The 12999-nt window shown below is 66.8% G+C and carries 12 protein-coding genes; 6 read left to right on the forward strand and 6 right to left on the reverse strand.

Features of this window, described 5'->3' with window-relative positions:
• Positions 1 to 28 precede the first annotated feature (28 nt).
• Entirely contained in the window at positions 29 to 1213 is a 1185-nt protein-coding gene (locus B8W69_RS06690; protein ID WP_085289121.1) for an acyl-CoA dehydrogenase family protein, read from the reverse strand.
• 123 nt (positions 1214 to 1336) lie between these two features.
• On the opposite strand from B8W69_RS06690, the gene fabG reads away from it, so the two are divergent.
• The 6 genes from fabG to B8W69_RS06720 all read left to right on the forward strand — a co-directional run bounded on the left by fabG (position 1337) and on the right by B8W69_RS06720 (position 6853).
• Entirely contained in the window at positions 1337 to 2077 is a 741-nt protein-coding gene (fabG, locus tag B8W69_RS06695) for a 3-oxoacyl-ACP reductase FabG (RefSeq protein ID WP_085289122.1), read from the forward strand.
• Complete coding sequence (locus B8W69_RS06700) at positions 2074 to 3294, forward strand: acetyl-CoA C-acetyltransferase (protein WP_085289123.1); 1221 nt, start codon at positions 2074 to 2076, stop codon at positions 3292 to 3294. Before fabG ends, B8W69_RS06700 begins: the two co-directional genes overlap by 4 nt.
• On the forward strand, positions 3291 to 4490 hold the full coding sequence (locus tag B8W69_RS06705; RefSeq protein ID WP_085289124.1) for a CoA transferase: 1200 nt from the start codon (positions 3291 to 3293) through the stop codon (positions 4488 to 4490). Before B8W69_RS06700 ends, B8W69_RS06705 begins: the two co-directional genes overlap by 4 nt.
• 24 nt (positions 4491 to 4514) lie before the next feature.
• Positions 4515 to 5708 carry an acyl-CoA dehydrogenase family protein gene (locus tag B8W69_RS06710; protein WP_085289125.1) on the forward strand — a complete coding sequence of 398 codons (1194 nt, stop codon included), beginning with the start codon at positions 4515 to 4517 and terminating at the stop codon, positions 5706 to 5708.
• Between the two features lie 3 nt (positions 5709 to 5711).
• The gene (locus tag B8W69_RS06715) at positions 5712 to 6404 is read left to right on the forward strand and encodes a GntR family transcriptional regulator (protein WP_085289126.1); all 693 of its coding nucleotides are present in this window, start codon (positions 5712 to 5714) and stop codon (positions 6402 to 6404) included.
• 86 nt (positions 6405 to 6490) lie between these two features.
• Positions 6491 to 6853, forward strand: a complete 363-nt coding sequence (locus B8W69_RS06720; RefSeq protein ID WP_085289127.1) for an Rv1352/Rv1906c domain-containing protein — start codon at positions 6491 to 6493, stop codon at positions 6851 to 6853.
• Here the strand turns inward: B8W69_RS06720 and B8W69_RS06725 are convergent.
• From B8W69_RS06725 to B8W69_RS06745, 5 genes are read right to left on the reverse strand one after another with little or no spacing between them, the layout of a single operon-like run.
• Positions 6829 to 8370, reverse strand: a complete 1542-nt coding sequence (locus B8W69_RS06725; protein WP_085289128.1) for a class I adenylate-forming enzyme family protein — start codon at positions 8368 to 8370, stop codon at positions 6829 to 6831. The genes B8W69_RS06720 and B8W69_RS06725 overlap by 25 nt on opposite strands.
• Positions 8363 to 9931 (reverse strand): class I adenylate-forming enzyme family protein, encoded by a 1569-nt coding sequence (locus tag B8W69_RS06730; protein WP_085289129.1) that lies wholly within the window; start codon positions 9929 to 9931, stop codon positions 8363 to 8365. Before B8W69_RS06730 ends, B8W69_RS06725 begins: the two co-directional genes overlap by 8 nt.
• Positions 9921 to 11390 (reverse strand): class I adenylate-forming enzyme family protein, encoded by a 1470-nt coding sequence (locus B8W69_RS06735; protein ID WP_085289130.1) that lies wholly within the window; start codon positions 11388 to 11390, stop codon positions 9921 to 9923. Before B8W69_RS06735 ends, B8W69_RS06730 begins: the two co-directional genes overlap by 11 nt.
• Positions 11390 to 12190 (reverse strand): enoyl-CoA hydratase/isomerase family protein, encoded by an 801-nt coding sequence (locus tag B8W69_RS06740; RefSeq protein ID WP_181447342.1) that lies wholly within the window; start codon positions 12188 to 12190, stop codon positions 11390 to 11392. Before B8W69_RS06740 ends, B8W69_RS06735 begins: the two co-directional genes overlap by 1 nt.
• Positions 12181 to 12993, reverse strand: a complete 813-nt coding sequence (locus B8W69_RS06745; protein ID WP_085289131.1) for an enoyl-CoA hydratase/isomerase family protein — start codon at positions 12991 to 12993, stop codon at positions 12181 to 12183. The genes B8W69_RS06740 and B8W69_RS06745 overlap by 10 nt, the downstream gene beginning before the upstream one ends.
• Positions 12994 to 12999 lie beyond the last annotated feature (6 nt).

The following is a 12999-nucleotide window of genomic DNA, read 5'->3' on the forward strand; positions in this document are numbered from 1 at the left end:
GTTGTTCCTCCATTGGGTTCGGCCACTCTTATCGCTGCGCGGCCTTGACGAGATTCGCCCCGATGATCAACCGCTGAATTTCACTGGTGCCCTCGTACAGTCGCAGCAGGCGCACATCGCGATAGATGCGTTCGACGGCAACGCCTCGCATGTAACCGGTGCCGCCGTGAATCTGCACCGCGAGATCCGCGACATTGCCGGCCATTTCGGTGCAGAAGACCTTGGCGGCCGACGGCGCAATCCTGCGGTCCTCGTCGGCGACCCACAGCCGGGCGGCTTCGCGCACCAGCGCACGGCCGGCCATCACCCCGGTCTGCTGGTCGGCGAGCATGCCCTGCACCAACTGGAAGCGTCCGATCGGCGTCCCGCCCTGCGTCGCGGTGGCGGCGTACGACACCGATTCGTCGAGCGCGCGTTGGGCGGCGCCCACCGCCAGGGCGGCGATGTGCACCCGCCCGCGGGCCAGCGAGGTCATGGCCGCCCGGTATCCGTGGTCCTCACTGCCGCCGACGAGGGCATCGGGGCCGACGCGGACGTCGGTGAAGTTGACGTCGGCCGTCCAGGCGCCCTCCTGGCCCATCTTGGCGTCCTTGGCGCCCACCTCGACGCCGGCGGCGTCGGCCGGGACCAGGAAGACGGCGATCCCCGGACCTTGGTCGTCTGCGGGCCGGGTACGCGCGAACACCACGAAGAGATTGGCGACGGGCGCGTTGGTGATGAAGCGCTTCTGCCCGGAGATGACCCAAGCCGCGTCTTTTCCGGAGCCGTCGCGAACGGCTTTGGTGCGCAAGCCGGCCGGGTTCGATCCGGCGCCCGGTTCGGTCAGCGCGAAGGAGGCGACGACGTCTCCGGACGCGATCGATTCCAGCCAGCGGGATTTCTGTTCGTCGGTGCCGAACCCCACCAGCACCTGGCCGGCGATGCCGTTGTTGGTGCCGAACATCGACCGCAGCGCCAGCGACGTGTAGCCCAGCTCCATCGCCAGCTCGACGTCCTGCATCAGGTTGAGGCCAAGGCCGCCCCACTCCTGGGGAATTGCGTAGCCGAACAGACCCATCTTCTTGGCCTCGTCGCGCAGGTCGTCGGGGACGCGGTCGGTGTCAAGGATCTCCTGCTCCCGGGGGACAACGGCGCTGCGGACGAATTGCCTTGTCTGAGCGAGGATCTCGCGGAAGTCCTCGTCGGAGACTTCCGCGACTTCGGCGGTGGCCATGGGCTCCACACTCCTCTCTCGGTCCGGGGCACCCCGGTTCAGGGCAGGATCCTATATCAAATATGATATTTGCCTTACGGGTGCCCGGTGGAGGCGATAACAGTGAAGGGTGTGTGATCGACAGTGGCGTTGTTGACAGGTCAGACCGCGGTAATCACGGGCGGAGCGCAAGGGCTGGGTCTGGCCATCGCGGAGCGCTTCGTCGCGGAGGGTGCGCGAGTCGTCCTCGGCGACGTCAACCTTGAGGAAACCCAGGTCGTGGCCAAGCAGTTGGGCGGCGACGACGTCGCGGTCGCGGTTCGGTGCGACGTCACCAAGTCGTCCGACGTCGAAGCCCTGATCCAGACCGCGGTCGAGCGTTTCGGCGGTCTGGACATCATGGTTAACAACGCCGGGATCACCCGGGACGCGACGATGCGCAAGATGACCGAGGAGCAATTCGATCAGGTGATCAACGTGCACCTGAAGGGGACCTGGAACGGCACCCGGCTGGCCGCCGCCGTCATGCGTGAAAACAAGCGCGGCGCCATCATCAACATGTCCTCGGTGTCGGGCAAGGTCGGCATGATCGGCCAGACCAACTACTCGGCGGCCAAGGCCGGCATCGTCGGCATGACCAAGGCAGCCGCCAAAGAGCTGGCCTACCTGGGCGTCCGGGTGAACGCGATCGCACCCGGACTGATCCGCTCTGCCATGACAGAGGCCATGCCGCAACGCATTTGGGATTCCAAGGTCGCCGAGGTGCCGCTGGGCCGGGCCGGTGAGCCCAGCGAGGTCGCCAGCGTGGCGCTGTTCCTGGCTTCGGATCTGTCGTCGTACATGACCGGCACCGTTATGGAAATCACCGGCGGCCGCCACCTATGAGTGCCGAGGCCGTCATCTGTGAACCCGTTCGGACCCCGATCGGCCGCTATGGCGGAATGTTCAAGGCGTGCAGCGCTGTCGACCTCGGCGTCACCGCTCTCAAAGGGCTGCTCGAGCGGACCGGGCTGGCGCCCGACGCCGTGCAGGACGTGATCCTGGGCCACTGCTATCCCAACAGCGACGCTCCGGCGATCGGTCGCGTGGTGGCGTTGGATTCCGGTCTGCCGGTGACGGTTCCGGGCATGCAGGTCGACCGGCGTTGCGGCTCGGGCCTGCAGGCGATCATCCAGGCGTGCCTGCAGGTGGGCGCCGGGGACAACGACCTTGTCGTCGCCGGCGGCTGCGAGAGCATGAGCAACGTCGCCTTCTACTCCACCGACATGCGTTGGGGCGGTGCCCGCAACGGCGTACAGGTGCACGACGGGCTGGCCCGGGGACGCACCACCGCCGGCGGCCGGAACTACCCGGTGCCGGGCGGAATGTTGGAGACGGCCGAGAATCTGCGCCGCCAGTACGGCATTTCACGCCAGGAGCAGGACGAGCTCGCGGTGCGATCCCACCAGCGCGCCGTCGCCGCGCAGAAAGACGGCGTCCTGGCCGAGGAGATCATCGGAGTCGCGGTCCGCACCCGCAGCGGCGAGGAACTCATCGACACCGACGAACACCCGCGCGCCGACACATCGGTCGAGTCGCTGGGCAAGCTCAAACCCGTTCTGTTGAAGGACGATCCGGAGGCGACGGTCACCGCCGGCAACGCCAGCGGGCAGAACGATGCGGCATCGATGTGCGTGGTCACCACACCGGAGAAGGCCGACGAATACGGCCTGAAGCCGTTGGTGCGCCTGGTGTCGTGGGGCGTGGCGGGGGTAGCACCTGACGTGATGGGCATCGGGCCGGTGCCCGCGACCGAGGTCGCGCTGGCCAAGGCGGGCCTGCGGCTGTCCGACATCGACCTCATCGAACTCAACGAAGCCTTTGCCGCGCAAGCGCTTGCGGTGATGCGGGAATGGAACTTCGGCGCCGCCGATCACGAGCGGACCAACGTGCACGGTTCGGGGATCTCGCTGGGCCATCCGGTGGGCGCGACGGGCGGCCGGATGCTGGCCACCCTGGCGCGCGAACTGCATCGCCGTGAGGCACGCTACGGCCTGGAGACCATGTGCATCGGCGGCGGCCAGGGCCTGGCGGCCGTCTTTGAACGGGTCGCATCGCGATGACTAGTTCGGCGTTGCCACTGGACGGCCTCACCGTCGTGGAGGTGTCGAGTTTCGTCGCCGCTCCGCTGTGCGGCATGACGCTGAGTCAGCTTGGCGCGGAAGTCATCCGAGTCGACCCGATCGGCGGCGCATCCGATGTGCAACGGTGGCCACTGGCGGCGGACGGCACCTCGATCTATTGGACCGGCCTGAACAAAGGAAAGCGTTCGGCCACCATCGATCTGCGGTCCCCGGAGGGCCACGAACTGGTCCAGCGGCTGATCGTCGAGGGCGACGGCATCGTGGTGACCAACGCCGCCGGACTGTCCTGGCTCAGCCACGAAGTGCTGGCGGCCAGGCGCCCGGACGTGATTCACGTTCAATTACTCGGGCGCGGCGACGGTTCCACCGGAGTGGACTATACGGTCAACGCGGGTCTCGGCTATCCGCTCGTCACCGGTCCGGCCGATCATGGCGGAGCGATCAATCACGTGCTCCCGGCCTGGGACGTGTGCTGCGGGCTGTACGCCGCGCTGGCGGTCGTCACCGCCGTGCGCCACCGCGAGCATTCCGGGACCGGAGCGCGGATCAGCCTGGCGTTGGAGGACGTCGCCCTGGCCACCGCGGCCAACCTGGGACTGCTGACGGAACCGCAAGTCAATGGGACGCAACGCGAACGGCTGGGTAACGCCATCTACGGCCAGTACGGGCAGGACTTCGTCAGCAGCGACGGCGCCAGGTTCATGGTGGTCACCTTGACGGGCAGGCACTTTCGCGACCTGCTCGCGGTGACGGGTACCGGCGCCGCCGTGTCGGCGCTCGCCGAGGCGCTGGGCGCGGATTTCGGGTCCGAGGGCGACCGCTACCGCTACCGTGACGTGCTGTCGAGTCTGTTCGCCACCTGGTTCAGCGACCACACCGCCGACGAGATCACCACCGCGCTGTCAGCCACCACCGTGCTGTTCGAGCGGTACCGCACCTTCGCCGAGGTCGCGGCGGGACCGAAGGTCACCGACAATCCGATGTTTTCGCGGCTGCGGCAACCCGGTCTCGGCGAGTACTTCGCTCCCGGCCTGCCGGCCGCATTCGACGGCACACACCCGGGCAGCGCGCCCGCGCCGGCCCTGGGGCAGGACACCGCCGACGTCCTTGCGCGTCTCGGGTTGAGCGCCGCCGACATCGAGCGCCTGACCAACGCCAAGACCATTGTCTGCTGAGCCGCCGGAAGGGAAACACAGCACATGACCAAACTCGCCCAGACACTCGGATTGACCGAGATGCAGATCGAGATCATCGCCACCGTAAGGAAATTTGTCGAGAAGGAAGTCATTCCTCACGCGGCCGAGCTGGAACGCAGTGACACCTACCCGCAGGCGATTGTCGACCAGATGCGCGAGATGGGCCTGTTCGGCCTGATGATTCCGCAGGAGTACGGCGGGCTGGGTGAGTCGCTGCTGACGTACGCCCTGTGCGTCGAAGAGCTGGCACGCGGCTGGATGAGCGTATCCGGCGTGCTCAATACGCATTTCATCGTCGCGTACATGCTGCGCCAGCACGGCACCGACGAGCAGAAGCAGCGGTTCCTGCCGCGGATGGCAGCCGGTGAGACCCGCGGCGCCTTCTCGATGTCGGAGCCGGAGCTGGGTTCCGACGTGGCCGCGATCCGCACCCGGGCGCGGCGGAACCCCGACGGCACCTACACCATCGACGGTCAGAAGATGTGGCTGACCAACGGCGCCACCTCCACGCTGGTGGCAGTGCTGGTGCGCACCGACGAAGGGTCGGGCAAACCGCACCGCAACCTCACCGCGTTCCTGGTCGAGAAGCCGGTCGGTTTCGGCGAAGTCGTTCCCGGCCTGCGCATTCCGGGCAAGATCGAGAAGCTGGGTTACAAAGGCATCGAAACGACGGAGATGATTTTCGACGGCTACCAGGCCGGCGCCGACGACGTACTCGGCGGCACCACCGGCCAGGGCTTCTTCCAGATGATGGACGGGATCGAGGTCGGCCGCGTCAACGTGTCGGCGCGCGCGTGTGGTCTCGGGATTCGTGCCTTCGAGCTCGCGGTGCGCTACGCGCAACAACGCGAGACCTTCGGTAAGCCGATCGCCGAGCATCAGGCCATCGCCTTTCAGCTCGCCGAGATGGCGACCAAAGTCGAAGCGGCACATCTGATGATGGTCAACGCGGCGCGGCTGAAGGACTCGGGGGAGCGCAATGACGTCGCCGCCGGGATGGCCAAATACCTGTGCAGCGAGTACTGCACCGAGGTAACCCAGCAGAGCTTCCGGATCCACGGCGGCTACGGCTATTCCAAGGAATACGAAATCGAGCGGCTGATGCGCGACGCCCCGTTCCTGCTGATCGGTGAGGGCACCAGCGAGATCCAGAAGAACATCATCAGCAAGCGACTGCTCGCCGAGTATCAGGTGTAAGCGATGAGCGTTCCGGAATTCGCTGCGCGGCCTCAACTTTCCGAGGACGTCGCGCGGATCATCCGCGGGCGGATATTCGATGGGGCGTACGCCGCCGGATCGTACGTCCGGTTGGACCAATTGGCCGCGGAGTTGGGAATCAGTGTCACACCGGTGCGTGAGGCGCTGTTCGCGCTGTGCGCCGAAGGCCTGATCAACCAGCAGCCGCGTCGGGGTTTCGTGGTGCTGCCGGTCACCGGACGTGACGTCACCGATGTGGCGAACGTGCAGGCGCACGTGGGCGGTGAGTTGGCCGCGCGGGCGGCGCTCAACATCACCGATGACCAACTGCACGAGCTCAAGGAGATCCAGGCGCAGCTGGAGGACGCCTATGCCGACGATGAACACGAACGCACCGTGCGGCTGAATCACGAATTTCACCGCGCCATCAATGTCGCGGCGGATTCGCCCAAGCTCGCTCAGCTGATGTCGCAGATCACCCGTTACGCCCCCGAATCGGTGTTTCCCGCCATCGAGGGCTGGCCCGAGCAATCGATGCACGACCACCGGCGGATCCTGTCCGCGCTGAAAAAACACGACGACCAGCTCGCCCGCGCGGCGATGTCGGAACACCTTGCCGCAGGCGCGGTGCCGCTTATCGATCACCTCGTCGCCCGCGGGGTGGTGGCCGACGGGGGCGGCCAAACGTCCGCGTGAAGCCGCCCCGGGAGGAACTCTTGTCGCTCATGCGCACCTAGGCATACGCTGCAACGCAAGGGGGCAACCGAGCACAGCGAGGAAGAATGTCCCCACCGCTTCGCGCATCGGCAGTTTTCGTAGCCTGCGTTTCGGCAATCGCGTTCGCGCCACCGGCTCACGCCGACCTGCTCGACCCCATACCCGGCAACGGTTTCTTCGTCGTCGGGCCCGACATCGCGCCGGGCCTCTACCACACGAGCGGGTCGGGGTCGGCGTTCGGAGTGTGGATCAACAACGTGCCGACCCAGGGCTCGATGTGCTCGTGGTTCACCTACAGCACACCGGACGCGAACAAGGACCACGTACTGCAGACGAATACCTCGATCGGCCCGATGTTCGCGAACATCAACTCAGCGGTGAAGGCCTTCGAGTCGCAGAACTGTCAGCCCTGGACGCGGGTCCCCTGAGCCCGGTCTGACAACATCTCGCGCAATCGACGGATGTCGACCTTTCCGGTGCCGCCGCGCGGCACGTCGTCGTCGGCGTCCAGCAGCAGCCACACCGTCGGGACCTTGAAGGGGCTCAGCAGGGTTCGGGCGGAGCCGCGCAGCTGCTCGGCACTCAGCGTACGGCACACCACCGCCGCGCCCACCCGATCGCCCGCAGCGCCAGGAACATTGGTGACGAAGGCGTTGTCGACGCCGTCGATCGCGCGCAGGGCGCTCTCGACCTCACCGGGGTAGACGGTCGCGCCGCTGACTTTGAACATGTTGTCGGATCGCCCGTGGTAGAACAGGAATCCCTCGTCGTCGAGGTGGCCGAGGTCACCGGTGGGGTAGAAGCCGTCGGCGGTGAACAGGTCCTCGCGGGTGCGCCCGCAGATGCCGCGCAGCGTGTGCGGTCCGCGGAGCTGGATCATCCCCGTGGCGCCCGCCGCCACGGGCGCGCCGCTGTCGGTATCGACGATGCGAAGCTCCATGCCGCGGAACGGTTTTCCGCAGCTGCCCCACGCCGACGCGGGCATGTCGGTATCGGCGGGGTAGCCGCAGTACGGGCCGAAGGCCTCGGTCATGCCGAACAACGTGGCGCGCGCGCCGGGTCGGGCGCGCTGCTCGGGCGGCAGCAGGGCCTGCAGGCTTCCCGCCTGTAGGGCCGACAGGTCCGCGCCGACCTCGCCGGCGTGCCGCGCCAAGGTCTCGGCCTGGTCCGGCCAGCCCCGGAACAGCGTGACCCGTTCGTCTTCCAGCAGTTTCAGGGTCGTTTCTGGCCGGGGGATTTCTTCGGTCACCAGCGTGGCGCCGGCCAGCAGGGCCGAGAGTATTCCGCTGCCCAAGCCGCCCACCCAGAAAAACGGCATCGGCAGATACAGGCGGGTCTCGGCGTTGATGCACCGCGCCGCGAGGCCCGACCGCACGGCGCCCAACGCGTTGCCGTGCGAATGGATGACTCCCTTGGGTGATCCGCTGCTGCCCGAGGTGAACATGATCACCAACGGGTCGGCGGGCGTGACCGTCGCCGTCATGGGGTCGACGATGTTGCGGGCCTGTTCGCTCGCGACGGCGGTATCGAGCCGGTCGGCCGGCCAAACCTGCCGTAAAGCGGGAAGTTCGGTTCTCTGCATCGTCGCGAGGTCGTCGAGGTAGCGGTGGCCGCGGAACTCCTCGACGCTGACCACGAACTGCACCGCGGCCACCCGCAGCTGCGCGCCCAGCTCTGCGGCCGTCAGCAGGGTGCTCAGTGGTACCAGCACCGCGCCGATACGGGTCAGCGCGATGGAGACCCGCACCCAGCGGGTGCTGTTGGGCATGATGAGTCCCACCCGGGTGCCCTTGCACACGCCCGCCTCGATGAAGACCGCGGCCAGATCCTTTGTGGTGGAGTCGAGTTCGCGGTAACTGGTCCGGGAGGTGGGATCGATCACCATCGGCGTGTCACCGTCGTGGTCGGCCCGCAGTCGCACCAGCTGGTCGATGGTGCTAGACATCGAAGAGCTCTTCGAGTCGCCGCATGTCGACCTTGCCACTGGACAGCAGGGGAACCTCGGCACCGCGCAGGGCGATGAACCGCTTGGGAATCTTGTACGCGGACAGTTCCGTTTCGAGCCGCGCGACTAGTGCGGCTTCGTCGAAATCCGCGGCACCGTAGGGCTGTACGACCACCGCGGCGACGGCCTGCCCGCGTCGGGCGTCGGGAATGCCGATCACATAAGCCGGCGCCCCGTCGGTGACCCTGCTGATGGTCTTTTCCACTTCGGCCGCCGAGACATTGGCGCCCGCCGTTTTGATCATCGCGCTGCGCCGGCCGACGAAATAGACGAATCCGTCGGCATCGATGCGCACCAAATCGCCGCTGTGGAACCAGCCGTCGGCATCGAAACACTCTTCCCGGCTGCGTTTGTAGTAGCGCTGCATCAGGTACGGCCCGCGAAGGCACAGTTCGCCGACCTCGCCGATCGGCACGACGGTCGCGGTGTCGGGATCGATGACTTTGGTCTCGAATCCCGGTGCCGGCTTGCCGAACGAGCCGCGCCGGTGCTCGGGTTGGTCGGATTCGTCATCACCGATCAGCACCACGCTGCCGGCCTCGGTCATGCCCAGCATGTTGTGCCGCAGTTCCGGGTCGGCCGGGCGGGCGTCGGGAGCCATGATCGGGTACAGGTTGCCGCGCCGCATCGATGACAGGTCGCGTCGGGGGAAGGTCGGGTGGTCGGCCAGGTGGGCGATTGCGGCCGCGAATCCGTTTGTAATAGTTGGTTTTTCGGCTTCCAACAGGTCGAGTATCGCCTCCGCATCGGTGGCGTTGGAACACACCAAGGTCGATCCGGCCATCAAAGTCGCGAGCAGGCCGAACGCGAGCCCGCCGATCCAGAAGAACGGCGAATTGCAGAACAGCCTGTCGTTGGCCGCCAAGCCGCGGATTCGGTTGAGGTTGCGCTGATGCGCGAGGAGGCTGCCGTGCGTGTGCACCACTCCCTTGGGGGCGCTGGTGGAGCCCGACGTGTACACGATCGCCAGCGGATCACCTTCCGCGACGTCATCTTCCAGTGCCGTCGAGAGTGCGGGTTCGACGGTGTCGGCCAGCCGGTACACCGGCTGGTGAGTGATCGCGACGTGGCGCAGCTGCGGTACTGCGGCACAGAACAATCGGGAACCGAGATCGGCGCCGGTGCAGATTTCGGACAGTCGTTGCACGTAATCGTGAGAGCGAAACGATGGGGCAGTCAATAGGATTTCCACATCGCCGTCGACCAGTTGCTCGCGTAGCTCGCGGGCGGTGACGAAGGTGGAAAACGGGATCACCACGGCACCGATTCGCGCCGCGGCCAGCATCCCGACGACGAACTCGGGCCCGTTCGGATAGAGCAGCCCCACATGGGTTCCCTTGCCGGCGCCGAGGCCAATCAGACCGCGCGCGAGTCCCGCCGACCGGACATCGGCCTCGGCGTAGCTGATCCGATCGGCATCGCAGACCAGAAGCGGGTGATCGCCGCGTAAACGGGCTTGCCGCCGCAGAAGCTCGGCGATCGTCAACGGATCAACGGGCATGGTCGCGCTGCACCGCGGGCTCGCGGAAGAAGCCCCGAATCGCATCGAGATCGGCCTTCCCCGATGGTGTTCGGGGGATGGTGTCGACGATCGCGATTTCGGTGGGTATCTCGTAGCGGGCCAGCCGCTCGCGCAGATACTCCACCAGCGCTTCGGCATCGGCGTCGGCCCGTTCGCGTAGCTCAACCATGGCGATCGGTGTTTCCCCGAGCCGCTCGTCGGGTCGGGCGATCACGGCCGCGCCGGCCACCGCGGGGTGGCTCTCCAGTGCCGTGCGAACGTCGTCGGGCATCACCTTGAAACCGCCGCGGATGATCGCCTGGTCGGCGCGGCCGACGATCCAGAGGAAGCCGTCGGCGTCGATCCGCGCCATATCCGTGGTCCGCATCCATTGCGCGGCAGGCCCCAGCTGGCCCGGCTTGGCCTCGAGCAGGCCGACTTCACCTGGGCCCAAGGGGGTTCCGTCCTCGGCGACCACCCTGAGCTGGGCGCCCGGATTGGCCCGACCGACGCTGCCTCGTTTGGTCTGCCAGTACCGCTGGTAATCGGCAAGGGTCCAGCCCGCCACCCCACCGCCGAATTCGGTTGCCGCATAGGAGGTCAACACCGGAACGCCGTACTTCTCGGTGAAGGCGTCGGCATCCTCGGCCGACAGCGGCGCCGTCCCGCAGGTGACGGCCCGCAGGCTTTCCAGGTCGGCGCGCGGAACGTCGGAGTGCAACACGGTGCGCAGGGCGGCCGGCACCAGCGACGCCGCGCGGGGCCGATGCCTGCGCACCGCCGCGGCCCAAGCGTTGAGCTCGAATCGTTCCAGCAGCACGAATGGTCGCGCCTCGGCGATGCATTGCAGCACCCGGAACACGCCGCCGATATGCACCAGCGGCGAGTTCACGATCGCGATGCCGCGGCGCAGCTCTTGAGGCGGCGCAGCCTGTTCGGGATCCGGCCCCATCACGCTGCGCGCCAGCATGTCGTAGCCCAGATCGATTCGCTTGGGCGGGCCCGTCGTACCGCTGGTCAGCATGCGCACCGCGACGCCGGACGGCGAAGCGGCGTCGCCGGCGGGGGGCGGTGACATCTCGGCGTCGTCCAGCAGTCCCGAAATCGCGACCGTCGGCGCCCCTGCGGCGACCAGCGTCGTCAAATCGTCTGGCTCGCCGACGACCACGGGAAGCCGCAGTCTCGTGATGTCGGCCTTGGTGCGCTCGTCGCCGCGAGAGGGGTTGATGACCACGACCGTTCCGCCGCCCAGCAGCACGCCCAGGAACGCGGCCACGTGTCCCGGCCGGTTGCGCAACAGCATCCCAACCTCGGCTCCGGCGGTCACAGCGCCGATGCGTTGTGCCGATGCGGTGAGCTGAGCCCACGAGATCCATTGGCCGCCATACTCGATGGCGTGCGCGTCGGGCTCTAGGTCGAGTACGTCGGCAATGCGTTGAACCAGCGGGTGACGCGACATCAGCGAATCTTCGGTGTGCGCGCGGAGCCCCGGGCTTGGGAATCGCTCTGAGCGCCCAGCTCGGCGCTGCCCAGCGGGTTGCCCAGCCGGGTGTAGATCAGGTTCTGCTCCATCGCGGCGCGGTACGGCTTGTCTAGCGACTCCCAAATCGCTTTGACGGTACCCGCTGTCGCGGTCGGCGGCTTGGCGGCGATGGTCGCGGCGATCTCGTGGGCGCGGTTCCACAGCTGGTCGGCGGCGACGACCTCGGAGACCAGCCCGATCCGCAGCGCTGTGTCGGCGCTGACCCGTTCGTCGTTGCCCATCAGGGCGATGCGCAGAGTCTCGCCCAGTCCGATCCGCCGCATCAGGCCGATCGGTTCCAATGCGCAGACCAGGCCCGCCGACACGTGAGAGTCGAAGAACGTGGCGTCTTCTGCGCAGATGACCACGTCGGACTCGTTGACGAAGTAGAACGCGCCCGCGGTGCACATTCCCTGGACCGCGCAGACTACGGGCTTCCACATCTTTTGCCACTTGGGGCTCAGCAGCTCACCGGGATCCTCGTGGTTCCAGATGTTTTCGGGCTGGCCGTACGGTGTCTTGATGTCAAGCCCGGCGCTGAACGCCCGGTCGCCGGCAGCGCGCAGCACCACCGCATGCACCGACTCGTCGAGTTTGACCGTGCGCCAGGCGCGGGCCATCTCCTCGCACATGGTGCGGTTGAACGCGTTCAGCTGATCGGGGCGATTCAGCGTGATGGTGGCGACGTGGTCGGTCGCGTCGACCTCGAGCAGGATGGTTTCAAAACTCATCGGCATTGCCAATTCGGTTCGCGCTTTTCCGCAAAGGCTTTCGGGCCTTCGGCGGCGTCCTCGGTGCGCAGCACCCGCTCCCGGAAGGTCTCGGCCATGATCTCGGCCTCGTGCAGCGGCACGTTCAGGCCCTTGAGGATTGCCAGTCGGGTACCCCGAACAGCCAGCGGCGCATTGGAATTGACGATGTCGGCGATCTCGTGCGCCCGTTCCAGCAGGTTGTCGTGTTCGACGATCTCGCTGATCAGCCCGAGCTCGTAGGCGCGTTGTGCGCTCATCCGCTCGTGCTTGCCCATCAAAGCCATTCGCAGCGCGATCGAGCGGGGCAACACCCGAGACACCCGCACCAGTTCCCGGCCGGCCACCAGCCCGATGCTGACGTGTGGATCGAAGAAGGTCGCCTGCTCGGAAGCGATGACGATGTCGGTCGTGGTGACCCAGTCCATCCCGGCGCCACAGCAGATGCCGTTCACGGCGGTCAGCACGGGCTTGGCCATGGTGCGGAACGGCGGCGTGCCCTCCTGTGGCGCCTCCCATTGGTCGTGCGTCGACAGGTACGGCCGCTCGTAGACCACCTTGCCGTCTTCGGGAATCTCTTTGACATCGGCGCCGGTGCAGAACGCGCGGCCGGTGCCGGTCACGATGGTCAGCCATACGCTGTCGTCGTTCTCGGCCTCGTCATAAGCGGCTCGCAGCTCGGTGATCATGTGCGGGCTGAGCGCATTGAGGGCATCCGGGCGGTTCAGGGTGAGGGTCGCGGTGTGCCCGTCGACTTCGTACTTGATCGTGTCGAACGAATCAGTGGGCATTGATCA

This window comes from Mycolicibacterium vulneris (genome assembly GCF_002104765.1).
Classification (GTDB): domain Bacteria; phylum Actinomycetota; class Actinomycetes; order Mycobacteriales; family Mycobacteriaceae; genus Mycobacterium; species Mycobacterium vulneris.

What these genes read in the sequence shown, in the direction of transcription:
- B8W69_RS06690 (WP_085289121.1), bottom strand. Translation starts at nt 1,213, where the DNA reads ATGGCCACCGCCGAAGTCGCGGAAGTCTCCGACGAGGACTTCCGCGAG.
- B8W69_RS06700 (WP_085289123.1), top strand. Translation starts at nt 2,074, where the DNA reads ATGAGTGCCGAGGCCGTCATCTGTGAACCCGTTCGGACCCCGATCGGC.
- B8W69_RS06705 (WP_085289124.1), top strand. Translation starts at nt 3,291, where the DNA reads ATGACTAGTTCGGCGTTGCCACTGGACGGCCTCACCGTCGTGGAGGTG.
- B8W69_RS06710 (WP_085289125.1), top strand. Translation starts at nt 4,515, where the DNA reads ATGACCAAACTCGCCCAGACACTCGGATTGACCGAGATGCAGATCGAG.
- B8W69_RS06715 (WP_085289126.1), top strand. Translation starts at nt 5,712, where the DNA reads ATGAGCGTTCCGGAATTCGCTGCGCGGCCTCAACTTTCCGAGGACGTC.
- B8W69_RS06720 (WP_085289127.1), top strand. Translation starts at nt 6,491, where the DNA reads ATGTCCCCACCGCTTCGCGCATCGGCAGTTTTCGTAGCCTGCGTTTCG.
- B8W69_RS06725 (WP_085289128.1), bottom strand. Translation starts at nt 8,370, where the DNA reads ATGTCTAGCACCATCGACCAGCTGGTGCGACTGCGGGCCGACCACGAC.
- B8W69_RS06730 (WP_085289129.1), bottom strand. Translation starts at nt 9,931, where the DNA reads ATGCCCGTTGATCCGTTGACGATCGCCGAGCTTCTGCGGCGGCAAGCC.
- B8W69_RS06735 (WP_085289130.1), bottom strand. Translation starts at nt 11,390, where the DNA reads ATGTCGCGTCACCCGCTGGTTCAACGCATTGCCGACGTACTCGACCTA.
- B8W69_RS06740 (WP_181447342.1), bottom strand. Translation starts at nt 12,190, where the DNA reads ATGCCGATGAGTTTTGAAACCATCCTGCTCGAGGTCGACGCGACCGAC.
- B8W69_RS06745 (WP_085289131.1), bottom strand. Translation starts at nt 12,993, where the DNA reads ATGCCCACTGATTCGTTCGACACGATCAAGTACGAAGTCGACGGGCAC.